Below are 21419 nucleotides of genomic sequence, written 5' to 3' on the forward strand. Positions count from 1 at the left end.
AACACAGATTAACCGTTCAAAATTGCACTGCACAATAAGTGGTACCCCGTAACTGTTTAATCTGAAAGGAAATTCTTAGGAAATTAATACCGTACGCCACTGCATATTTCTTAAAGACATATTTACTTTTCTTTTATCTGTCCATCGACGTAAATCCAGTTTCCATCGATGTTGCGCGTGAAGCGGCTCGCCTCGTGCAACCGGTGCGCGCGCCCGCCTGTCTTGTAGCGCGCAACGAACTCCACTTCCTCGTGATCGGCATCGATTCGTGTGTGGCGCATGATCTGCAGGCCGAGCCAGCGCGTGCCTGCGTCGGCTGCGTCGAGGTCGGGTGGGCACGTGGATTCGGCCCATGTCGCACGAAGATAGGCCGTGTCGCCGAGCACGTAGGCGGTGTAGCGCGAACGCATCAGTTCCATCGCGCTGGCGGGCTTTTCGCTGCCCTCGATGAACCGCCCGCAGCACGCTTCGTAACGCGGCGCGCGTGCATTGGGGCGCTGATCGGGCGCGGCGCCGCCGCAGGGACAGTCCACCGGCTTCATTGATCGACGCCCGGCATCTCGACATGCCGCGGCTGGCTGCGCACGCGTTCGAGCCACGCGCGGATCGCCGGGTAGCGCGACAGGTCGATATTCGCTTCACCGGCGACGTGCGTGTACGCATAGAGCGCGATATCGGCGACGCTGTACCGCTCGCCGACGAAATACGTGCGGGTGGCGAGATGCTGCTCCATCACGTCGAGCGCGCGATAGGAACCGGCGATCTTCTCGGGCAGGCGGGCATCGCCGGGATTCTTCTGAAACTGCAGGATGAAGCGCGCCACGGCCACATACGGCTCATGACTGTACTGCTCGAAGAACATCCATTGCAGCGCTTGCGCGCGCTCGAGGCGATCGGTCGGCATGAGGGGAGTGCCGTCGGCGAGATAGCAGAGGATCGCGTCGGATTCGGATAGCGTCGTGTGTTCGTCGATGACGAGCACCGGCACCTTGCCGTTCGGATTGAGCCGTTTGAATTCGTCGGTGCGGGTCGCCCCGTGCATCATGTCGACTTCATGCCACGCGTAAGGCAGGCCGAGCTGTTCGAGGATGAGGCGAACCTTGTAGCAGTTGCCCGATGCGGAAACGCCGTGTACTTGATAGGTCACATTCCCTCCAGTTTCACCATTCGAGCTTCGTGCCGTCGTATTGCACGAAGGTCCCGTTGAACGCGTCGCGCATCGCGCCCGCTTCGGCGATCACCGCGCGCATGCCCGACACGCTGTGCGCGACGTCGATCGCCGCCGACGGTCCGCCCATTTCCGTGCGCACCCAGCCCGGATGCAGCGCGACGCACGCCGAATGACGCGATTCCAGCGACGCCACTTTCAGCGCCGAATTGAGCGCCGCCTTGCTCGCCCGATACAGCCAGCCGGTCGTGCCGCTCGCCCCGCCGATGCTGCCCATCTTGCTCGACACGACCGCGAGCACGCCGTTCGCGGCATCGGTGAGCGGCAGAAGCACGGGAATCAGTTGCATCGGGCCGCGGACGTTCGTGTGCATGACCTGATCGAAATCGTCGGCGCCGATGGTTTCGACGCCTTCGGTGCGCGGACCGTACACGCCCGCAACCACGATCGCCACGTCCAGCTTTTCCTCGTCCAGTTGCCACGCGAGCGCGGCGATCTGCTCGGGCTGCGTGACGTCGAGCGGGAAGGTTTGCGCGCCCATCGCGTCGAGCGCGGAGAGCGAGGCCTTGTCGCGTGCCGTGGCGAGCACGCGCCAGCCATCGCGACAATATTCGCGCGCGAATTCGTGGCCGAGGCCGCGCGACGCGCCGACGATCAATACCGTTTTCATGACCGATACGTTCCTTGTTTGGACGACCTTGCGACTATAGCGCGCGACTCGGCGTCGCGGATCGTTCGCCGGCCTTTCGGCTATCGTTGTGCGCTTTCAGAAAAGCAAGACGGAAAGATGAGGCATACCGATATCGTGATCGTCGGCGCGGGGCCGGCGGGTTTGTGTCTGGCGAATGCGTTGAGCGGCGCGGATTTGTCGATCGTGCTCGTCGAGCAGCAGAGCGACGACGCGCTGCGCGAGCCCGCGTTCGACGGACGCGAGATCGCGTTGACGCAGAAATCCGTCACGTTTCTGAAGACGCTCGGCGTGTGGGCACGTATCGGCGCGCACGCGAAATCGCAGCTTGCGGACGCGCGCATCTTCAACGGGTCGTCGCCGTTCTCGCTGAAGATCGGTCACGCGCTTGCGGGGCATGCCGAGCTCGGCTGGCTCGTGTCGAATCATCTGATCCGGCGCGCGGCGTTCGATGCGGTCGGGCATCGTCGCGCGTCGGGCGCGGACATCCGCATCATCGCGTCCGAGCGCGTGATCGATATCGATACCGATGCTTCCGGCGCGCGCGTGCGGCTCGAAAGCGGCGAGACGATCGAGGCGCAGCTCGTCGTCGCGGCGGACAGCCGTTTCTCCGCCACGCGCCGCATGCTGGGCATCGCCGCCGACATGCACGATTTCGGCAAGTCCATGCTGGTTTGCTGCATGACGCACGACGCGCCGCACGATCACGCGGCGTGGGAATGGTTCGGCCATCGGCAGACGCTCGCGCTGCTGCCGATGAATCCTGATCCGGAAACAGGCGCGCATCGGTCGTCGGTCGTGGTGACACTCGACGCGCGTGACACAGAGCGACTGAACGCGCTCGATGCCGATGCGTTCAATCGCGAAATCGAGCGACGCTTCGAGCGAAGGCTCGGGACGATGGCGTTGCGCACGACGCGGCATGTCTATCCGCTGGTGTCGGTTTATCCGAAGCGTTTCGTGGCGAAGCGTTTCGCGACGGTCGGCGATGCGGCGGTCGGCATGCATCCGGTCACGGCACATGGGTTCAATTTCGGGCTGGCGGGCATCGAGATGCTTTCACGCGGCATTGGCGATGCGCGCGCGGCGGGGCTCGATATCGCCGGCGATGCGCTGCTCGCGCGATATGAGCAGAAGCATCGGCAGGAGACGCGGCCGCTTTATCTGATCACGCGGTTCATCACGGAGATCTATACGCGCGATTCGTTGCCCGCGCGGGTCGCGCGTGACGCGATGTTGCGCATCGGCGAAAGATTGACGCCGTTCAAGCGCGCCGTGGCGATGTCTTTGGCGGGGCGATGAAGGGTCGTTGCAGTAAATTCCTATATCGTTTGGATGACTAGGGATGCTTATTAAATCGGAGTACAGTCTCGCTACTCGCAACGCTCAGACGAGGAGCAGACCATGTTCAAAATCATTCAAGGAACCTTACCGTCGAATATCGACGAGAGCGAGCTTCGGGAGCTTCAGGCGTATACCGCCCGACGCATGAAGATCGAGGCGCAAGTGCGAAGGCAGATGGGGGAGCCGGACGATGACGATAACGCAGGCTTCATCAGAGCCCTCATGAGTTTTCCGAAAATCGACTGCGACGATTCCATTTTCGATCGTCACGCCAGCACCGGAGATTCCGATGTTTCTGGCTGATACGAACGTCATCAACTAGCAACCGCGCCGGCCCCGGCACCCGACACCCAACACCCGGACCGGCCCGCGGCACTCAAACCAGTTCCACGCCCATCGCGGTCGCTTCGCCGCCGCCGATACACAAACTCGCGACGCCACGCTTCAGCCCGCGCGACTTCAACGCGCCGAGCAACGTCACCAGAATCCGCGCCCCCGAAGCCCCGATAGGATGCCCGAGCGCACACGCGCCGCCATTCACGTTGACCTTGTCGTGAGGCAGATCGTGCTCGCGCATCGCGGCCATCGTCACGACGGCGAACGCTTCGTTGATTTCATACAGATCGACATCGCTCGCGCGCCAGCCGTTCTTCTCGAAGAGCCTGTTGATCGCACCGACGGGCGCCGTCGTGAACAGCGCGGGCTGCTGCGCAAACGTGCTGTGCCCGACGACGCGCGCAATCGGATACACACCGAGACGTTTCGCCGTCGACTCGCGCATCATCACGAGCGCCGCCGCGCCATCCGAAATGGACGACGAATTGGCAGCCGTCACCGTCCCGTCCTTGGCAAACGCGGGCTTGAGCGACGGAATCTTGTCGATGTTGGCCTTGAACGGCTGCTCGTCGCGATCGACGACCGTATCGCCTTTTTTGCCCGGCACGGTGACCGCCGCGATCTCCCACTTGAACGAGCCGTCTTCGTTCGCCCGTTGCGCGCGCCGCAGCGATTCGACTGCGAACGCATCCTGCGACTCACGTGAGAACGCATACGACGATGCGCATTGCTCCGCGAACGTTCCCATCAGGCGGCCCTTCTCGTACGCGTCTTCGAGGCCGTCGAGGAACATGTGATCCAGCACCTGACCGTGGCCCATGCGCATGCCGCCGCGTGCCTTCGGCAAAAGATACGGCGCGTTCGTCATGCTTTCCATGCCGCCCGCGACGATCGCATCGACCGATCCGGCGAGCAGCATGTCATGCGCGAACATCGCGGCGCGCATGCCGGAGCCGCACATCTTGTTGATCGTCGTGCAGCCGGTCGACAGCGGCAGCCCCGCGCCGAGTGCAGCCTGACGCGCGGGCGCCTGGCCCTGGCCGGCGGGCAGCACGCAACCCATGATCGCCTCGTCGATCTGCTCGGGTTTCACACCCGCGCGCTCGACTGCGGCCTTGACCGCCGCAGCGCCGAGCTCTGCCGCGGTCAGCGACGCGAAATCGCCCTGAAACGCCGCCATTGGCGTGCGCGCCGCCGATACGATGACGACGGGATCGGTTTGTGTCTCACTCATGTTTCAACTCCTTGATGACGCCTTGAATAACGGCGGGAATATCGCCCAGACGCGCCGCATCGGACGCGAGTACATCGTTCTCCGCGGAATGCGCGCCGCTTCGGCTCATCGCGGCAATGCACGACTGATACACCGGATCGATCTCATCCGATGCGCCGATCATCATGCCCATGTTGCGCAGGCGGCCATCGTGCACGCCGTAGGTCCAGCCGTGCACGGTGAGTTCCTGACCGCGCGCCCATGCATCGTTGACGACGGTCGTGCGGCATACATTGATGGTCTGCTCGATCGTGTTCAGCTCCACGAGACGGCGATGCCGCGCGTCGCCCATCGGCCATTCGTCGAGCAGCCCGGCGTGCTTCTCGCGCACGTCTTCGACATGGCGCAGCCAGTTGTCCGCGAGACCGACGCGCCGCCCGACGAGTGCCGCGCCCACGCCTGAGCAACCGTAATGGCCGACGACCATGATGTGCTTCACCTTCAGCAGATCGACGGCGAACTGGATAACCGAAAGACAGTTGAGGTCCGAGTGCACGACCACGTTCGCGATGTTTCTGTGCACGAACACTTCGCCCGGCGGCAGGCCGATGATTTCGTTGGCGGGCACGCGCGAGTCTGCGCAACCGATCCACAGATATTCCGGCGTCTGCTGATGCGCGAGACGCTGGAAGAAGTCGGCGTCCTCGGCGAGCTTGCGCTGAACCCATTCCTGATTGTTGGCGAACAGGTGAGCAAGCGGAGTCGAGGTTTCGTTGTTGTCGGAAGTAGGGTTCATGTTCGAAAGTCAAAGCGGGACGGCGCGCGTCAGGCGGCGCGCGCGTCGTGTCGGCCGGACTCGTCGAAGCGCTCCGGATAACGGATGCAGAATCGGACGTCCCGGTCATAGGGAAAGAAATCGGCGAGTTCGCCGCGCTGCAGTTGTTCCTTGTAGCGCTGCCAGAGCGCGGGATCGAAAAAATCCGCGTGATGGCGCATGAACGCCTCGCGCACGCGCGGATCGCCGAGCAGAAATGTGCCGTACGTTTCGGGAAAGATATCGTGCGGCCCGACGGTATACCACGGTTCGCCCGACAGCTCGTCTTCCTCATTGCGCGGCGGCGGCACGCGGCGCACGTTGCAGTCGGTCAGATACTCGATTTCGTCGTAGTCGTAGAACACCACGCGACCGTGCCGCGTCACGCCGAAGTTCTTGTACAGCATGTCGCCGGGGAAGATGTTGGCCTGGATCAGCTGCTTGATCGCATCGCCGTATTCCTTGATGCCGTGATCGACTTCGTCATCGCTTCCGTCTTTCAGAAAGAGATTCAGCGGCACCATGCGGCGCTCGATATACACGTGCCGGATGACGAGATTGTCGCCTTCGTACTCGATCATCGACGGCGCTTCCTTCTCCAGTTCGCGGATGAGCGCGTCGTCGAGGCGCGCGACGGGCAGCGCGACGCTCGAATATTCGAGCGTGTCGGCCATGCGGCCCAGGCGATCGTGACGCTTCACGAGCTGATACTTGTCCTGGATCTTCTGCCGCGTGGTTTCCTTCGGCGGCGGAAACGCGTCCTTGATGAGCTTGAACACATAAGGAAACGACGGCAGCGTGAAGACGATCATCACGAGCCCTTTGATGCCGGGCGCGACGATGAACTTATCGCTCGAATGCGACAGATGATGCAGCAAGTCGCGATAGAAATCGTTCTTGCCCTGCTTCTGCAAGCCGAGCGACGTATAGATTTCGGCCTTCGGTTTGCGCGGCATGATCGTGCTCAGGAACTGCACATACGCCGATGGCACTTCCATATCGACCAGAAAATACGAGTGCGAGAAGCTGAAGATAATGAGCACCTGCTCGCGCGACAGCAGCACGGTGTCGAGCGCGAGCAGCCCGGGCGACGTGTGCCGGATGGCGATGGCGAAGGGCAGCAGCGCATCGCCGTTGATGACGCGCCCGACGATATACGCCGCCTTGTTCCGGAAGAACAGCGACGACAGCACATGAATCTGAAAATTCGGCGCGGGCGTGATATCGCCGAAAGCATCGCGCATCGCCTGTATCACGCATTGCACGTCGCGCTGCAAGTCTTCGAACGGCGGATCGAGCTGAAAATTCGTGACGATGCGCTCGAGCGTCGCGGCGAGGCCGTCCTTCTGCGGGTAATACGCGCGATAGGTGGGCTTCGCGGCGGGTTCATCGTTTTCGATGTATTCGGTCGAGATTGCCGGCCGGACGAAGATGAAATCGTTGTTGAAGTACGAGCGATGCAGGATCTTGCAGCACACGGAATTGAAGAACGTCTCCGCGCATTCGGGCTGGCGGTGCGTCGTCAGCAAGCCGATGTAGTGCAGCTTGATCTGCTGCCACACGTCGTCGTCGATGTTCTCGGCGTCGTATTCGTCTTCGAGCAGCGTCACGCATTCGGCGACGCGATCGTCATACGATGCAATGCGCTCGCGCGCCAGTTGCTGCACCGCGAGCCATTCGCCGCGCTCGAACAGGCCCTTCGCCTTGATCGCGGCGTCCCGGAACACGCGGTAGTGATGCTCGAAGCCTTCGAGTATCGTCTGCGCGACATCGAAGCCGATTTGCGACGAGAGCAGCTTGGGGAAATGATTCATGTCGACCCTGCGCTTCGGGTGGGGCAGTCACGTCATGCCGCTTTGGGTTTGCGCGCGCGCTTTTCCGTTCCTGCTGCGATCAGCGCGCGGCCTTGTTCCTCATACGCGGCGAGCTCGGTGAGCGTCGTGTTCAGGTCTTCGAGCTGACGTTCGAGCACCTCGCGATGCGCCGCGATCGTATCGACGAACGCTTGCAATTGCGTGGTCGAGCCGGTCGGCGAGTCATAGAGATCGAGCAGCGTGCGGATTTCCGACAGCGTGAAGCCGAGCCGCTTGCCGCGCAGCGTGAGCTTGAGGCGCGTACGGTCGCGCGGCGAATACACGCGCCGCAGGCCGTTCGAGCCTTCGCGCTTCGGCGCGAGCAGGCCCTGATCTTCGTAGAAGCGAATCGCACGCGGTGTGATGTCGAATTCGCGCGACAGTTCGGTGATCGTGTAGTGCGTCGGCTGAGTCATCGCGGGCCGGCAGCGCAAATGCGCGCGCAACGTTAGAATGGATGTTTACGTTATCGTCAACTTCGCTAAATTGCAACGCGGCGCAAACCCGGAGACACGGACCGAATGAACGCACTCGAACACCAGCTCGATTATGTTTTCGCCGACGCGCTGCCCGAATCGGGCGGTGTCAAGGAAGTGGCGCCGGGCGTTTTCTGGCTGCGCATGCCGTTGCCGTTCGCGCTCGATCACATCAATCTCTGGCTGCTGCGCGACGAGATCGACGGCGTGAAGGGCTGGACCGTGATCGACTGCGGCATTTCGAACGACACGATCCGAGCGAACTGGGAGCGTGTGTTCGACACCGTGCTCGATGGCCTGCCCGTGCTGCGCGTGATCGTCACGCATTGCCATCCGGACCATCTGGGCCTTGCCGACTGGATCTGCAACGGCGGCGACAAAAAGCGCTGGAACGTGCGCCTCTGGATCTCGCTGGGCGAATACGCGATGGGCCGCGTGATGGCCGCCGGCGACGGCTCCAACGCCGGCGGCGAGCGCGCGGCGGCGCATTTTGCCGCGCATGGCCTGACCGACGAAGCCTCGCTCGATGCCTTGCGCAAGCGCGACAGCTACTACCCGACGCTCGTGCCGTCGATGCCCGCCGAATACCGGCGCATCCGCAACGGCGATGTCATCCGTATCGGCACGCGCAATTGGGAAGTGGTGTCGGGCTACGGGCATTCGCCGGAGCATAGCGCGCTCTTCTGCGCGGCCGACACGCTGCTCATTTCCGGCGACATGGTTCTGCCGCGCATCTCGACGAACGTGTCCGTGTTCGCGGTCGAGCCGGAAGGCAATCCGCTCGCGTTGTATCTGGAATCGCTCGGCCGCTATGAGACGATGCCCGCCGATACGCTCGCGCTGCCATCGCACGGCAAGCCGTTTCGCGGCGTGCAGACGCGCATCGGGCAATTACGCGAGCATCATCGCGCGCGGCTCGCGGAGGTGCGCGAGGCGTGCGCACTGAAACCGTGCAGCGCCGCGGATATCGTGCCGATCATGTTCAAGCGAAAGCTCGACATTCATCAGATGACATTCGCGCTCGGCGAAGCACTCGCGCATCTGAATCTGCTCTGGCTCGATGGCACGTTGAGGCGCGAAACCGGCGATGACGGCGTGATCCGCTTTTCGCCGGTTTGACATTGTGGTAGTTACTGCACGGAAACGCCGCCGAAGTTCACGCGCCCGAACGGACTCACGTTATAGCCGCTGACGTTCGCACGCGTGAGCGCCGCAGCCGTCGGATAGACGAGCGGAATCCACAGCGCCTGGTCGTGGATGATCTTCTGCGCATCGACATAGGCCTTGGTGCGCTGCGCGACATCGGGCGTCGATTTGCCGTCGGCGATGAGCTTGTCTAGCCGGCTGTCGCAGTAGCGCGCGAAGTTGATGCCCGACTTCACCGCATTGCAACTGAAGAGCGGCGACATGTAGTTGTCGGGGTCGCCGTTATCGCCGGCCCAGCCCATGAACAGCATGTCATGCTGACCTTGCTTCGCCTCCTTGATCAGTTCGCCCCACTCGATCACCTTGACTTGCGCCTTCACGCCGATCTTCGCGAGGTCGGCCTGCAGCAATTCGGCGCCGGCTTTCGGATTCGGATTCAGCACGCTGCCGTTCGGGCGCACCCAGATGGTCGTGTCGAAACCGTTCGGGAAGCCTGCGTCGGCGAGCAGTTTCTTCGCATCGGCGGATGAATACTTGTACGCCGCGATGGTCTTGTCGTAGCTCCACGTGTTGGGCGGATACGGATTCACGGCGGGCGTGGCCGTATTGTCGAACACGGTCTTCATGTACGTCGTGCGATCGAAGGCCATGTTGATCGCCTGACGCACCTTCGGGTTATCGAGCGGCTTCTTCTGCGTATTGAGCGCGACGAACGCCGTCATGAACGCGGGCGCTTCGCTGACTTTCAGCGACTTGTCCTTTTTCGCGTCGAGCACGTCCTGCGGCTTCGGCGAAAGCGCGATCTGGCATTCGCCCGCCTTGATCTTCTGCGCGCGCACGGACGCATCCGGCGTGATCGCGTAGATCAGGCGATCGACCTTCGGCTTCGGACCCCAGTACGTCGGATTGACGTCGTAGCGGATCACCGAATCCTTCGTGTAGCTCTTCAGCACGAACGGGCCGGTGCCGATGGGCTTGCTGTTCAGATCGTTTTGCTGGTTCGCCTTCAGCAGCTTGTCCGCGTATTCGGATGAATAGATCGATGCGAAGCCCATCGTGAGAATCGGCACGAAGGTCGCGTTCGGCTCGTTGAGCTCGAATTTCACTGTATGGTCATCGACTTTCGATACGGCCTTGATGAGCTTCACGAGGCCCATCGACTGCGCGTGCGGAAAGCCGCTCGCGCCCGCCACTTTGTGCCACGGATTGCTGTCCGACAGCATGCGCTCGAACGTGAAGACGACATCGTCGGCGCCGAGCGGGCGCGTCGGTTTGAAGTAATCGGTCGTCTGGAACTGGACGTTCGGACGCAGATGGAACGTGTAAGTCAGGCCATCGCTGCTCACGTCCCACTTTTCCGCGAGCGAAGGCGCGACCTTCTTCGCGGCTTCGTCGTAAGAGACGAGCGTATTGAAGACGACATCCGCCGACGCATTGGTCGTCACGAGCGAATTGAATTGCACGACATCGAAGCCGTCCGGGCTCGATTCGGTGCAGACGGTGAGCGGCTTGCTCATCGCGATTGTCGGCGCGGCGAGGATGGATACGGCCGCTGCCGCGGCGAGAAGTTTCAGGCGCATGAGATCTCCCGTGACCTTGCGGTCACACAACGTTTGGTTCTTGTTGCAGTCTTGTAGGATCGCTTGGGCGCGCGCAGCAAGCGACGCGCCCGGCGCGGCCAGATTACCGAATGCACTCGGCGCCGACAACGATTCGATCGGCATACGCATATTCATGACGGTTCTGTCCCGTGCATGCGCGGCTTGCCGAAATCGGGCGCAACGGGCTAAACTTGCGCCGTCTTTGGGGAGTAGCCTTCCTTCGCGAGCGAAGGAGAACGCGTCAACATCCTCGGCCCTGCTGCCGTGGCGCGTTCGACCGGAACGGTTTGGCGAGACCATCGATGCGCTATGTCGTTCTTGGTCGGACGGCGCGTGGCGCATCGTGGTTCGCTCGACGTCCGGCCGTGGAATTATCGTGTCCCTACAACTACAACATCCCTGTCTTTCGCGCACGCTTGCGCGCTTTTCGCATAGTTCGATGCGAGGTGCCGCATGACGATGCTCTTCCTCGAACTCGCGTTGATGCTTGCGATCATTCTGATCGCGTCAGAGCTATTCACGAACGCGCTCGAACATCTGGGCGAACGGCTCGGTATATCCGAAGGCGTGACCGGGTCGCTGTTCGCGGCGGTCGGCACGGCGTTGCCGGAAACGACGGTGCCTATCATCGCGCTGCTCGGCGGCACACCGAGCCGTGCGATCAATGAAGAGATCGGCGTCGGCGCGATTCTCGGCGCACCGCTCATGCTCGCGACGCTTTCCACTTGCCTGATGACGGTCGCGATTCTCAAGTCGCGCGGCTTGCGCGGGCGGATCACGCCGGAGCGCAGCGGGTTCACGCGCGATCTCAACTTCTTTTTGTTCGCCTTCCTGATTGCGTGCGCCGCGATGTTCGTGCCGCATCACGCGTGGCAGGTGCGTGCGGTGTTTGCGGCGGGTCTGGTCGGGGTGTACGTCGTTTATGTGATTTCGACGTTCAGGGCTTCGGCGAAGCTCGTCGAGGGCGGGCATGGGACGGAAGCGCCTGAGGCGCTGTTCGTGTCGCGTGCCGGGCTGAAGACGACATTCGGCACGATCATGCTGCAGTTTCTCGTCGGTATCGTGTTGCTCGTCGGCGGCGCGAAAGGGTTCATTCACGGCGTTGAAGGCGTGTCGCATGCGTTGGGGATTTCACCGCTGTTGCTGTCGCTCATCATCATTCCGATTGCCACGGAATTGCCCGAGAAGGTGAACAGCATTCTCTGGGCGCGCAGAGGGAAAGACACGCTCGCGTTCGGCAACATCACCGGGGCGATGGTGTTTCAAGGGACGTTGCTGCCGGGAATCGGCATCATGCTGACGCCGTGGGAGCCGCGGGTCGAAGTGCTGACTGGTGTGCTGATCACGCTCGCGGCGGCGGCGTGGCTGCGGTTCAATGCGAAGGAGAATGGGGTGGTGTTGTGGGCGTTGCTCGGCAATGGGGTGCTGTATGCGGCGTATCTCGTGCTGACGCTTGGGCGCTGATGTTCGTGTCTTTCGGCGATGCGCGCGCGGATGGGAGTTTTCGGGTTTTTCCTTTCGGGTCATGCGGTTATGATCGAGGGGTTCCTCCGCGTGTGTGGAGATAGACCGCGGCGGCGTGAACATCGAGCAGAAGCGGGCGAGGTTCCTCCGCGTGTGTGGAGATAGACCCGCTGATGGATTTGCGCGGCGGTGCAGTCGTCGGGTTCCTCCGCGTGTGTGGAGATAGACCCGTCTTCTCCCCGTTCGATTGGCCGACCGCACCGGTTCCTCCGCGTGTGTGGAGATAGACCCGCGTATCGACAGGCGGTGGAGTACGTGGAGGAGGTTCCTCCGCGTGTGTGGAGATAGACCCAGCCGCGCGCCCGGCCTCGAATGCCTGGGCCGGGTTCCTCCGCGTGTGTGGAGATAGACCGGTGCAGACGATCGTCACGAGCCCACCCTACTGGGTTCCTCCGCGTGTGCGGAGATAGACCCCAGCGAGCAGATCGACAAAATCGCCCCGGCACGGTTCCTCCGCGTGTGCGGAGATAGACCCGCGCCGCTCAATGCAGTCTTCACCGGCGCCGAGGTTCCTCCGCGTGTGCGGAGATAGACCCACGAGATGACCGATCTCATGGCAAATTGTGCTGGTTCATCCGCGTGTGCGGAGATAGACCCCACTGACTGATCGCCCGGTTGCCTACCACACGGGTTCCTCCGCGTGTGCGGAGATAGACCCATGATCGCCGAGTTGATCGGCCCGATCGTCGTGGTTCCTCCGCGTGTGCGGAGATAGACCGTGATGCCAGGCTGTCTTTAGTTTGCGGAACCAGGTTCCTCCGCGTGTGCGGAGATAGACCCGACTGGCGAGAAGCAAAAGCATGGACAGAACGGGTTCCTCCGCGTGTGCGGAGATAGACCCTGCTTTACCGAGACCGGGCCGGTATGCTGAAGGGTTCCTCCGCGTGTGCGGAGATAGACCCAGCCTCAGGCGATTACCTCACGGAGACGATGAGGTTCCTCCGCGTGTGCGGAGATAGACCTTAGTTAGCCTGTTTCATTGGAAGATCAGCACCGGTTCCTCCGCGTGTGCGGAGATAGACCCGGCCTGACGGTGACGCTGAAAAAACCGGGCGTGGTTCCTCCGGGTGTGCGGAGATAGACCCGCTATCGGTCATGACAATAGCAAATGTCAATTTGGTTCCTCCGCGCGTGCGGAGATAGACCCTACGCGCCGGCGGCAAACAGTGACGCGATGGCAGTTCCTCCGCGCGTGCGGAGATAGACCTAATCACGCTCATTTGCCGCAAATCTCGAACGGCTTCCTCCGCATACACAGAGATACACCCAATCGCGGCCGCGGCGACTGCATCTGCCGCAGGCTCCTCCGCGAACGCGGAGACAGACCCGGCGAGGAACTCGCCAGGACCACCGTCAAGGACCATCCCCGGCCCCTGCGGACCCCAAAAAACAAAATGCCCGCCGAAGCGGGCATCGAAGAGCGAAGCAGCGCGCCAAAACATCAGCGCGTCTTTCTTGTTGTTCTTGTTCAGATTATCGGCACGCGAGGCGCTAACTTTAGCGAAACCTTGCCGTCCGTCAGTCGACGATGTAGATCGCGCGCCGATAAAACTCGCCGATGTGCTGATCCAGCGCGTACGGCGCGAGCGCGTCGGCGAAGAGTCGCAGTTCGCGTTCTCCATGCTCCCCGTTGAGCGCCTCGATGACGTCCTTGCCGAGATCGGCATAAGCGATCGGCGCGTCCGGTGTCTTTCTCGCATAAGCCACATCGCGAATGCGCCAGCCGGCATCGGTCAGCAGCTTCGATACATAGGCGAGACGCTCGGCATCCGTCGCGCCCGGCTGCAGCGGATGCGACTTGTCACCCCACAAGTTGCAACCGAGCTGAAACACGAGCGAGCGCGCCGCGCTGCGAAGCTTCTTCAGATAAGCAACCGCATACGCAGGAAAGTCATGCGCGCCAGTCACATGCTCCCGGTCGAAGTCCGCGCCCGCGTGATGCAGCACGTTCAAGTGCAGAAGCACGTCGATGTCCGACAGCTTGTCGAGACCGTCGAACGGAAGCGCCTCGTGATGCACATCGACATTGCCGATCGAAAAGGCATCGCCGAGTTCGCCCAGGAACTTCGCATGTTCGGCGTTCGCTTCGATCGCCGTCACACGCGCATCCGGATATGCATGCGCGATCGTGTACGTGAAGAAGCCGGTGTTCGCGCCGAAGTCGGCCCAGCGTTCGCCGGCCCGAGGCGCGCGATGCGCGAGGATCCAGTCCAGACGGTTACGGTCGCCGCGCCACTGGCTCTGGATGGTCTCCTGATAGCCGAGCGTGCTCGCGACGAAGTCGGGGATCGTCTGATACCCCGAGTGCTTGGAGACTTCGCCGTAAAGTCGAGCAAGCCGCTCCTTGACTGCGATCGTGCCAGAGGTCATTTCCATAGTTCCTTGTAAAAGATTCGCCAGCTATCGCTCGCGAGATAGACGTCGCCCGCCAGAGCGCGCAGCGCAGCGCCCGCGAGGCGCATCTCGCTGCCATAGCGATGTACGATCGTCCGGCGCCGGCGCCACGTGTTCACGATGCCGCCCGTCCAGAGGTAGGTGGCGTTGCGTGCCCGCGAGAGGCGCCGGCTTTGATAGGCGCTTGCATCTTCTGTCGCCCAGTCGCCCACGAAGGCTTCGACGATGCCGCAGTCGTGGTTCAGGCACAGGTCGAGCGGGCCCCAGGGACGGGGATTCATTTCGATGAAGTACGCGCCGTCCTCGCCGACGATGCATTCGATCATCGCGAAGCCGAAATAGCCGCATTGCGAAAGCGTTTGCCGAAGCCTGACGCCGGCGGCGCTCTCGTGAAAATCGGCGGTACGGGCGAGCACGATCGACTTGCCGCCCGGCTGTTGCGCGAGGTTCTCCTGCGATGAGCAGAAGACCTCGCCCGTGCGCGCGAAGTAGGCGAGCAGATAGAAGCTGCGTCCCGTCACGAAGTGCTGGAAGAAGTAGTGCGACGGATCCTCCGCCGCTTTGAAGGCGGCGAGGTCCGCGTCGCTCTTCACGAGCACCGGATAAAGCACCCGCCGGCCCTCGACATTGCATTTCGGCTTGGCGACGAACGGCACCACGGCATCGTCGATGCCCGCATACTCGGGCGGTGACGCGACACCGGCGCGCGCGAAGAATTCGGTCGCGCTCGCCTTGTTGGTGAGTTTCGCGTAGAGCGACGAATCGACGAGCGGCACGCGCACGCCATCGATCGATTCCAGCGCTTCCTTGTGATTCAGAAGGAAGGTGTTGAAAAATTCGGAGATCGGCACGAGCGTCACCCGGTCGGCGCGATGCCTGGCCTTCGCCTGCTCGATATAACCGCTCAGAAGCGGCACCGAGAGCGCATCGCTTTCACGCACGGCGACCACGAGTTCGCGATACGCGCTCGAAAGAACCGGATCTGCGGCAGAACGCGCGACCACCGCCGCCCGTTGCCCGAGCTTGCCGATCGCGCGCAGCAGCGCGAGCACGGCGCGTTCGTTGGTGCCGCTGAAGAGAAGAAAGACGTGCATAGGTCGATCCCGCATGCGTCGAACCATTGCGCCTTACGCGTTGCCCTTGCGGATCACGTCCACGACCCGCTCCACATCACGGTCCGCGAGCGCCGGATAGATCGGCAGGCACAACACCTTGCGCGATGCTTCCTGTGCGTGCGGCAGACGGCTCGGTTGAGCCGAGGGCAGGCCGCGATACATCGGGAAATCCGAAATAAGCGGATAGAAGTAGCGGCGACCGAAGATGTCGTGATCGCGCAGGCGCTGGTACAACGCATCGCGCGTCAACTTGTAGTCGCCTTCCACAAGCACGGGGAAATACGAGTGATTCGTCGTGCCGGCCGCCAGGCCGGGCAGCGGCACGATACCGTCGACATCGGCGAGCAACGTGCGATACAGCGCGTCGATCTCCTGACGGCGCGCCAGCGCGCGGTCGATGTGCTGGAGCTGGAGCAGGCCGAACGCGGCATTGATCTCGCTCATCTTGCCGTTGATGCCGGCCGCGACCACGGTCGTCTCGTTGACGAAGCCGAAGTTCTTCAGATGATCGATCCGCTGCTTGACCTTCGCATCCGGACAGACGATCGCGCCGCCCTCGAACGTATTGAAGACTTTTGTCGCGTGGAAGCTCAGCACCGACAGGTCGCCGTGCGTCAGGATACTGCCCGCCTCGTTGCGCACGCCGAACGCGTGCGCGGCGTCGTAGATCACCTTCAGGTTGTAGTTGTCGGCGATGGCCTGGATCGCTTCGACGTCGCACGGCTGGCCGTAGCAGTGCACCGGCATGATCGCGGTGGTCTGCGGCGTGATGGCGGCTTCGATCTGGCGCGGATCGAGATTCAGCGTGAGCGGGTCCACGTCGACGAACACCGGCTTGATGCCGTTCCACAGCAGCGAATGCGCGGTCGCGACGAAAGAATACGGCGTCGTGATCACTTCGCCCGTGATGCGCAGCGCCTGCAACGCGGTGACGAGACCCATCGTGCCGTTCGAAAACAGCGCGAGGTGCTGGACGCCGAGGTATTCGCACAGCGCCTTTTCGAGTTGCTGATGAAACGGGCCGCCATTGGTCAGCGTCTTGTTTTCCCAGATCTTCTCGAGGTACGGAACGAATTCTTCGAGCGGCGGCAGGTGCGGCTGCGTGACGAAGATGCGTTCATCGACGGCGGGTTGCTCGCGAAAGAGAGGAATGGCGCTCATGATCAACCTTGCGTGGTGGCTGCTGAAGTCGCTGCGGCGGGCGCGGCGGCGAGAAGTTCGGTATCGAAGGATGCGGCGGGCAGGCCGGCGCACCAGCGCTGCCACATGTGACGAAGCGCATGGCTCATGCTCGTCGCGATCACGTCCGGACAAAAGCGCGCGGATTGCGAGCAGCGCTCGCGCATGCCGGTGCGCAGGGCGGCGAGCGCGTCGACATCGCTCGCGTATGCGACGCTCTTCGCGACGAATTCGTCCTTGTCGCGTGCGATAAACGCGTCCAGTCCGACCTGGCTCATCAGGGTGCCGCCCGCGCGGCCCGGCATCGTGTCGCCGAGCAGCGTCAGGGTCGGCACGCCCATCCACAGCGCATGCAGCGTCGTCGTGCCGCCCGCGTACGGGAACGTGTCGAGACACAGATCGACCTGATGGTGCTGCTGCAGATACACCGACACATTCGAGCGCTTGTGCAGCGACAGCCGGTTCGCGCCGATGCCTTCCTCCGCAAACCACTTGCTCAGTTCGGCGACGGCGCTGTCGTCGGGCATTGCGCCCATCAGCATCTTCGAGTCCGGCACGGCATGCAGCACGCGCGCCCACAGCGCGATCACCTCGCGGCGCAACTTAGACACACGGTTGAAGCTGCCGAAGGTGACGAAGCCCTTGTGGAGCGCGGGCAGCAGATTGACGGGCGGCGAATTCGGGTCGGGCAGGAACGGCGCGGCCGCCGGCAGAAAGGCGAGTTTCTCGACGAACTGGTCGTCGATCGGCGCGAAGTGCGGCGTGCGGTTCGCGAAGTAGTAGTCGATGGCGCCGACGCCCGTCGTCTGCGGATAGCCGATCCACGATGCCTGGACCGGTGCGGGCTTGCGCGCGAAGGCGCGCAGGCGGTTACGGCCGGTATGCCCCGACAGGTCGATCAGGATATCGATGCCGTCGGCGCGCACTTTTTCCACGAACGCGTCGTCCGAGACGCCCGAGATCACGTTCCAGCGCGGCGCATGTCCACGCAGACGCTGGGTCGTCGAATCCTCGCGCGCATGGGTGCTGTACACGTGAATCTCGAGGCTCGGGTCTTTCGCGAGCAGTGCCAGCACCGGTTCGAGGAACGAGGCGACGGCATGGCGGAACAAGTCGCCGGACACGAGGCCGACGCGCAGCGTCTTGTGCGGATCCTTCGCGTTCGTATGCGGACGCCACAGGCGGCGCGCGGGATCGCCATGACGGCGGTCGAATTCGCGATGTTCGTCGAAGAGTTCGACGGGCGTCAGATCGGTTCGGTGCGTGAGGCAGAACAGCAGGTTGCTGTGCGAAATGAAGTCGTTCGGGTTGTACTCGAGCGCCTTGCGGAAGCCGTCTTCGGCACGTGCGATCTGACCGTCGTCGAGCAGCACGACGCCGAGGGCGCTGTGCATGTCGGCGTTCTTCGGGGCCAGTGAGATCGCCCGCTCGCACACTTCGATGGCTTCGCCGTGGCGGCGCATCGCCGACAGGGACACGCCGAGCACGCGATGCGCTTCGGCGTGGTTCGGGTCGCGCGCGATCACCAGGCGGCACTCGCGTTCGGCGCCGACATTGTCGCCGCGAACCTGCAGCGCGCTCGCGAGCAGCATGCGTGAATGCTGGTCCGTCACCTCCAGTTCGACGGTGCGGGTGAGCGGCTCGATGGCTTCGACGTAGCGGCCGTTGGCGTAGAGCGCCAGAGCGAGCGAGCGCTGCGCGGCGACGTGATGCGGATAACGCTCGACGAGTCCGCGCGCCAGCTTGATCGCTTCTTCGTGGCGGCCCTTGTTGTAAAGCGACGCAAACTGGTTCATGTCCTGCGGCGTCGGATTGCCGCGCTTGCCGGCGGGCGTTTGCGCTGCGTCGCCTACGGCGTCATCGACGGTCTTGGGCGCGAGGCGCGCGAGATGCGCGGCCTCGGCGAGCACGGCCGCCGCGTAGCCCAAGGGATGCGACAGGCGCTCGATCAGGCCGTCCATCGCCGGACCGCGCACGCCGCGCTGCTGCGCCATTTCCACGGCGAACCAGGCAGCCTGACTCTGATTAGTGCGCGCGAGCGCGTCGATATACGAGACCCAGTATTGGCCGTTGTCCGGGCGCAGGCCGAGCACCGTCTCGAACAGCGGCACGGCGTCGCCCGGGCGCTGCGTCTGGACGAGCAGGACCGCGAGGTTATACAGCACGTCCGCGTGATCCGGCTTGTGGTCGAGAATCGCGCGATAGAGCGCTTCGGCGTCGGCATGATTGCCGGCGTGATGCTGCTCCAGCGCCGACTGCAGCACGGTCGCGATGTCCTGCTCGAACTGTTGCTCCGGCGTCAGCGTCGTGGCGTCCGGAAGCGGTGTGGAAATGCTCATGGTCTGGGCGTGCTCCTTGCGATTGAACTGATTATCCAAGCGAGGTCGCCAAACCGAAGCGCGGAGATGAACCCGAAAGCCGCCGCAATTCAGCGGATCGTCGGCGGGGGCGTTGACGGCGCTGCCGCGGCGCGGGCACGGGCAGGTCGTCCCCGAAGGAGGCGGCGCAATCGCCGTCACGGCCGCAGCCGCGTGCATCGTCGGGGCGTAAAAATGCCCGCATGAAGCGGGCACGGCGGAAACAAAACGATGCGCGGTGACGTCTAGAACCGTGCGCCTTGCTGATAACGGTTTGCCGCATTCACGCGCGTCATCGCCGCGTGATATTCGGTGGCGAGTCCGGTGCGGATTGCACTCGCGTGCGCGAGCACAGCGGCGTCGATGCCTTGAATCTCCCTGATCTTCGCGAGCGCCTGCGGGCCCTGCTCGCGCGTCAGCGCACGCAAGAGCGGCGTGCGCGCGGCATCGAGTTCCGCTGCGCGCGGCCAGTCCGCGAGCGTGGCCGCCGCCTCCATGTCCTTCGTCAGTGCGAACAGTTGTTCGACGAGTGCATCCTGGTTCATCGTGTCGGTTCCCGGGTCTTAGGACTTGTTGGTCGCCATGGCGCCCGCGCTGTTCGTGCCGCCGAAAAGCGCCGTCAGGTACTGCGTGTTCTGGTTCATGTTCGCCATCAGCGTATTGAGCGCCGTGAACTGCGCGTTGTAGTCCGACGTGAGTTGCGCCGCATAGTTGGTCAACGTCGTCTGCTGCGTCGAGATGTTGGCGAGATCCTTGTTGATCGAGTCGGTCTCGGACGTGAGCAGGCCGTTCGGTCCGAGATAGCTCGTGATCTTGTCGGTCAACTGCGCACCGACGCCGTTGATCGCGTTGAAGAGCTGCGACACGCCGGTCGCATTGTTCGTCAGCGCGCTGTTGAGCTTGTCGGTGTCGATGGTCAGGGTGCCGGCCGGCTGCTCCGCTGTTGCATCGAGCGACGAAACCTGGTTGATGCCGAGCGACGCCAGCGAGATCGAGCCGCTGCCTTTGCCGACCGCGCTGCCGATGATCGCGGAAAGCTGGTTCTTGATCGTGTTGACCGCGGAGTTGCCGAGCAGCACGCCGCCCTGCGAGCCGACCGACGCGGTGCTGTCGAACGAGGTATAGGAGCTGATCGTCGAGACGACCGTGTTGTACAGGTTGACGAAGTTCGAGATCGCGCTCGAAATCGACGACGTGTCCTGCGTGACGGTTACCGTCTGCGTGCTCGCGGGCGTCGTCACGGCCGCCGACGTGAGGTTAAGCGTCACGCCCTTGATCGCGCTCGTGACCGTATTGCTCGAGCTCGTGCCCGAGACGCCGCCGACCTTGTACATCGCGTCCTGCGCGGAGGCGCTTTGAGACCAGCCGTTGCTGACGGATGCGTCCGAGATCGTGGAAGCCGCGCCGTTCTGCCCGGCCGTCGATGAGACCGCGAGCTTGTTCAGGTCGCTGCCGTCCGCCGCGCCGCTGATCGTGGTCGAGATGACGTTCGAGGCGCCCGTCGTCGTGGAGTTGAGCACGAGGTGCTGGCCGTCGGTGCCCGTCACGATGGTCGCGCTCACGCCCGGGTTGCCCGACGCGTTGTTGATGGCGGCGGCGATGCCCGAGAGCGTGTTGTTGCTGCTCGTGATGTTGATCGACATCGACTTGGAGCCGACGGTGATCTGCATCGTGCCGGTGCCGAGGTGCTTGTCCGTCGTGAAGCCGGTCGAGGTCAGCGATTGCGCCTTCGCGATCTGCGAGACCGTCACGTCGTAGCTGCCTGCCACGGCGCCGGTGGCGCCCGTCGCGGTGATGCCCGTGCCGGTCACGTTGGTCGTGAACGTCGACATCAGCGAACCGTCGGTCAGGCTCGTCATCGTGGTCTGAAGCGTCGAAAGCGCCGACGACAGCGTGCCGATCGCCGAAAGCTTCGTGTTGTCGTTCGTTTGCGCGGCGGCCAGGGATGCGCTTTGGCCGGCCGTTTTCGCGTTCACCATCGCCGTGACAAGCGAATTGACATCCATCGACGAGTTACCGGTCGCGCCGCTGATGATGGATTGCGCTGCTTCGGCAAGCGCCGCGTTTGCAGCCGCCTGGGTCTGCGCGGCGGTCGCCGCCGTGGTGGTCGTACTGATCGTGGACATCGGGTAACTCCGTGTATCGCGCTGTCGATTGAATGCGCGTGATCGCAGTCAACTGCTCGTTGCGGGAAACAACCTCTTGCGTGTG

18 protein-coding genes, 1 CRISPR repeat array and 1 riboswitch are annotated in these 21419 nt (G+C 63.0%); of the genes, 4 read left to right on the top strand and 14 right to left on the bottom strand.

The features are described from left to right. Nucleotides 1-122 precede the first annotated feature (122 nt). The 3 genes from NCR38_RS00535 to NCR38_RS00545 are packed head-to-tail and all read right to left on the bottom strand — an operon-like array spanning nucleotide 123 to nucleotide 1838. Entirely contained in the window at nucleotides 123-542 is a 420-nt protein-coding gene (locus NCR38_RS00535) for a YchJ family protein (protein ID WP_250476165.1), read from the bottom strand. Continuing rightward, a complete protein-coding gene (locus NCR38_RS34305; RefSeq protein WP_250476166.1) occupies nucleotides 539-1147 on the bottom strand; it encodes a glutathione S-transferase family protein in 609 nt (202 codons plus the stop codon). The genes NCR38_RS00535 and NCR38_RS34305 overlap by 4 nt, the downstream gene beginning before the upstream one ends. A 13-nt stretch (nucleotides 1148-1160) precedes the next feature. Continuing rightward, nucleotides 1161-1838: an SDR family oxidoreductase gene (locus tag NCR38_RS00545; protein WP_061116775.1), complete on the bottom strand. Its 678-nt coding sequence runs from the start codon at nucleotides 1836-1838 to the stop codon at nucleotides 1161-1163. A 117-nt stretch (nucleotides 1839-1955) separates the two neighbouring features. On the opposite strand from NCR38_RS00545, the gene ubiM reads away from it, so the two are divergent. Then, nucleotides 1956-3158, top strand: a complete 1203-nt coding sequence (gene ubiM, locus NCR38_RS00550) for a 5-demethoxyubiquinol-8 5-hydroxylase UbiM (RefSeq protein WP_250476167.1) — start codon at nucleotides 1956-1958, stop codon at nucleotides 3156-3158. 102 nt (nucleotides 3159-3260) lie between these two features. Then, nucleotides 3261-3503, top strand: coding sequence for a hypothetical protein (locus NCR38_RS00555; RefSeq protein ID WP_250476168.1), 243 nt, complete (start codon nucleotides 3261-3263; stop codon nucleotides 3501-3503). A gap of 73 nt (nucleotides 3504-3576) precedes the next feature. Here the strand turns inward: NCR38_RS00555 and NCR38_RS00560 are convergent, their stop codons facing one another. The 4 genes from NCR38_RS00560 to NCR38_RS00575 are packed head-to-tail and all read right to left on the bottom strand — an operon-like array spanning nucleotide 3577 to nucleotide 7832. Continuing rightward, the gene (locus NCR38_RS00560; RefSeq protein ID WP_061116778.1) at nucleotides 3577-4770 is read right to left on the bottom strand and encodes an acetyl-CoA C-acetyltransferase; all 1194 of its coding nucleotides are present in this window, start codon (nucleotides 4768-4770) and stop codon (nucleotides 3577-3579) included. Beyond that, a complete protein-coding gene (gene can, locus NCR38_RS00565; protein WP_061116779.1) occupies nucleotides 4763-5545 on the bottom strand; it encodes a carbonate dehydratase in 783 nt (260 codons plus the stop codon). Before can ends, NCR38_RS00560 begins: the two co-directional genes overlap by 8 nt. A gap of 29 nt (nucleotides 5546-5574) precedes the next feature. Then, on the bottom strand, nucleotides 5575-7377 hold the full coding sequence (aceK, locus tag NCR38_RS00570; RefSeq protein ID WP_250476169.1) for a bifunctional isocitrate dehydrogenase kinase/phosphatase: 1803 nt from the start codon (nucleotides 7375-7377) through the stop codon (nucleotides 5575-5577). Between the two features lie 32 nt (nucleotides 7378-7409). Beyond that, complete coding sequence (locus tag NCR38_RS00575) at nucleotides 7410-7832, bottom strand: MerR family DNA-binding transcriptional regulator (protein ID WP_061116781.1); 423 nt, start codon at nucleotides 7830-7832, stop codon at nucleotides 7410-7412. 105 nt (nucleotides 7833-7937) lie between these two features. Between NCR38_RS00575 and NCR38_RS00580 the strand changes: the two genes are divergently transcribed. Beyond that, the gene (locus tag NCR38_RS00580) at nucleotides 7938-9011 is read left to right on the top strand and encodes an MBL fold metallo-hydrolase (RefSeq protein ID WP_061116782.1); all 1074 of its coding nucleotides are present in this window, start codon (nucleotides 7938-7940) and stop codon (nucleotides 9009-9011) included. An 11-nt stretch (nucleotides 9012-9022) separates the two neighbouring features. Here NCR38_RS00580 and NCR38_RS00585 read toward each other — a convergent pair whose 3' ends face one another. Continuing rightward, on the bottom strand, nucleotides 9023-10618 hold the full coding sequence (locus tag NCR38_RS00585; RefSeq protein WP_250476170.1) for an ABC transporter substrate-binding protein: 1596 nt from the start codon (nucleotides 10616-10618) through the stop codon (nucleotides 9023-9025). A 210-nt stretch (nucleotides 10619-10828) separates the two neighbouring features. Continuing rightward, nucleotides 10829-11004: riboswitch (yybP-ykoY riboswitch) on the top strand. An 88-nt stretch (nucleotides 11005-11092) separates the two neighbouring features. Between NCR38_RS00585 and NCR38_RS00590 the strand changes: the two genes are divergently transcribed. Further along, nucleotides 11093-12103: a sodium:calcium antiporter gene (locus tag NCR38_RS00590; RefSeq protein WP_061116783.1), complete on the top strand. Its 1011-nt coding sequence runs from the start codon at nucleotides 11093-11095 to the stop codon at nucleotides 12101-12103. A gap of 79 nt (nucleotides 12104-12182) precedes the next feature. Continuing rightward, nucleotides 12183-13370: a CRISPR direct-repeat array (repeat unit 28 nt; unit sequence GGTTCCTCCGCGTGTGCGGAGATAGACC). Nucleotides 13371-13681: 311 nt separating this feature from the next. Here the strand turns inward: NCR38_RS00590 and NCR38_RS00595 are convergent. From NCR38_RS00595 to fliD, 6 genes are all read right to left on the bottom strand, one after another. Continuing rightward, nucleotides 13682-14533, bottom strand: a complete 852-nt coding sequence (locus NCR38_RS00595) for a hypothetical protein (protein WP_250476171.1) — start codon at nucleotides 14531-14533, stop codon at nucleotides 13682-13684. After that, entirely contained in the window at nucleotides 14530-15651 is a 1122-nt protein-coding gene (locus tag NCR38_RS00600; RefSeq protein WP_250476172.1) for a hypothetical protein, read from the bottom strand. The genes NCR38_RS00595 and NCR38_RS00600 overlap by 4 nt, the downstream gene beginning before the upstream one ends. Nucleotides 15652-15684: 33 nt before the next feature. Next, a complete protein-coding gene (gene vioA, locus NCR38_RS00605; protein WP_061116787.1) occupies nucleotides 15685-16833 on the bottom strand; it encodes a dTDP-4-amino-4,6-dideoxy-D-glucose aminotransferase VioA in 1149 nt (382 codons plus the stop codon). Nucleotides 16834-16835: 2 nt separating this feature from the next. Continuing rightward, nucleotides 16836-19190: a tetratricopeptide repeat protein gene (locus tag NCR38_RS00610; protein WP_250476173.1), complete on the bottom strand. Its 2355-nt coding sequence runs from the start codon at nucleotides 19188-19190 to the stop codon at nucleotides 16836-16838. A 263-nt stretch (nucleotides 19191-19453) separates the two neighbouring features. Further along, the gene (locus NCR38_RS00615) at nucleotides 19454-19753 is read right to left on the bottom strand and encodes a flagellar protein FliT (RefSeq protein WP_061116788.1); all 300 of its coding nucleotides are present in this window, start codon (nucleotides 19751-19753) and stop codon (nucleotides 19454-19456) included. Nucleotides 19754-19771: 18 nt separating this feature from the next. Beyond that, nucleotides 19772-21334, bottom strand: a complete 1563-nt coding sequence (gene fliD / locus NCR38_RS00620) for a flagellar filament capping protein FliD (protein WP_061116789.1) — start codon at nucleotides 21332-21334, stop codon at nucleotides 19772-19774. Nucleotides 21335-21419 lie beyond the last annotated feature (85 nt).

Source organism: Caballeronia sp. INML1 (assembly GCF_023631085.1).
Classification (GTDB): Bacteria; Pseudomonadota; Gammaproteobacteria; order Burkholderiales; family Burkholderiaceae; genus Caballeronia; species Caballeronia turbans.

Excerpts from the sequence above, each read along its gene's own strand:
- NCR38_RS00535 (WP_250476165.1), bottom strand. The coding sequence starts at position 542 with ATGAAGCCGGTGGACTGTCCCTGCGGCGGCGCCGCGCCCGATCAGCGC.
- NCR38_RS00545 (WP_061116775.1), bottom strand. The coding sequence starts at position 1,838 with ATGAAAACGGTATTGATCGTCGGCGCGTCGCGCGGCCTCGGCCACGAA.
- ubiM (WP_250476167.1), top strand. The coding sequence starts at position 1,956 with ATGAGGCATACCGATATCGTGATCGTCGGCGCGGGGCCGGCGGGTTTG.
- NCR38_RS00555 (WP_250476168.1), top strand. The coding sequence starts at position 3,261 with ATGTTCAAAATCATTCAAGGAACCTTACCGTCGAATATCGACGAGAGC.
- NCR38_RS00560 (WP_061116778.1), bottom strand. The coding sequence starts at position 4,770 with ATGAGTGAGACACAAACCGATCCCGTCGTCATCGTATCGGCGGCGCGC.
- can (WP_061116779.1), bottom strand. The coding sequence starts at position 5,545 with ATGAACCCTACTTCCGACAACAACGAAACCTCGACTCCGCTTGCTCAC.
- aceK (WP_250476169.1), bottom strand. The coding sequence starts at position 7,377 with ATGAATCATTTCCCCAAGCTGCTCTCGTCGCAAATCGGCTTCGATGTC.
- NCR38_RS00575 (WP_061116781.1), bottom strand. The coding sequence starts at position 7,832 with ATGACTCAGCCGACGCACTACACGATCACCGAACTGTCGCGCGAATTC.
- NCR38_RS00580 (WP_061116782.1), top strand. The coding sequence starts at position 7,938 with ATGAACGCACTCGAACACCAGCTCGATTATGTTTTCGCCGACGCGCTG.
- NCR38_RS00585 (WP_250476170.1), bottom strand. The coding sequence starts at position 10,618 with ATGCGCCTGAAACTTCTCGCCGCGGCAGCGGCCGTATCCATCCTCGCC.
- NCR38_RS00590 (WP_061116783.1), top strand. The coding sequence starts at position 11,093 with ATGACGATGCTCTTCCTCGAACTCGCGTTGATGCTTGCGATCATTCTG.
- NCR38_RS00595 (WP_250476171.1), bottom strand. The coding sequence starts at position 14,533 with ATGACCTCTGGCACGATCGCAGTCAAGGAGCGGCTTGCTCGACTTTAC.
- NCR38_RS00600 (WP_250476172.1), bottom strand. The coding sequence starts at position 15,651 with ATGCACGTCTTTCTTCTCTTCAGCGGCACCAACGAACGCGCCGTGCTC.
- vioA (WP_061116787.1), bottom strand. The coding sequence starts at position 16,833 with ATGAGCGCCATTCCTCTCTTTCGCGAGCAACCCGCCGTCGATGAACGC.
- NCR38_RS00610 (WP_250476173.1), bottom strand. The coding sequence starts at position 19,190 with ATGAGCATTTCCACACCGCTTCCGGACGCCACGACGCTGACGCCGGAG.
- NCR38_RS00615 (WP_061116788.1), bottom strand. The coding sequence starts at position 19,753 with ATGAACCAGGATGCACTCGTCGAACAACTGTTCGCACTGACGAAGGAC.
- fliD (WP_061116789.1), bottom strand. The coding sequence starts at position 21,334 with ATGTCCACGATCAGTACGACCACCACGGCGGCGACCGCCGCGCAGACC.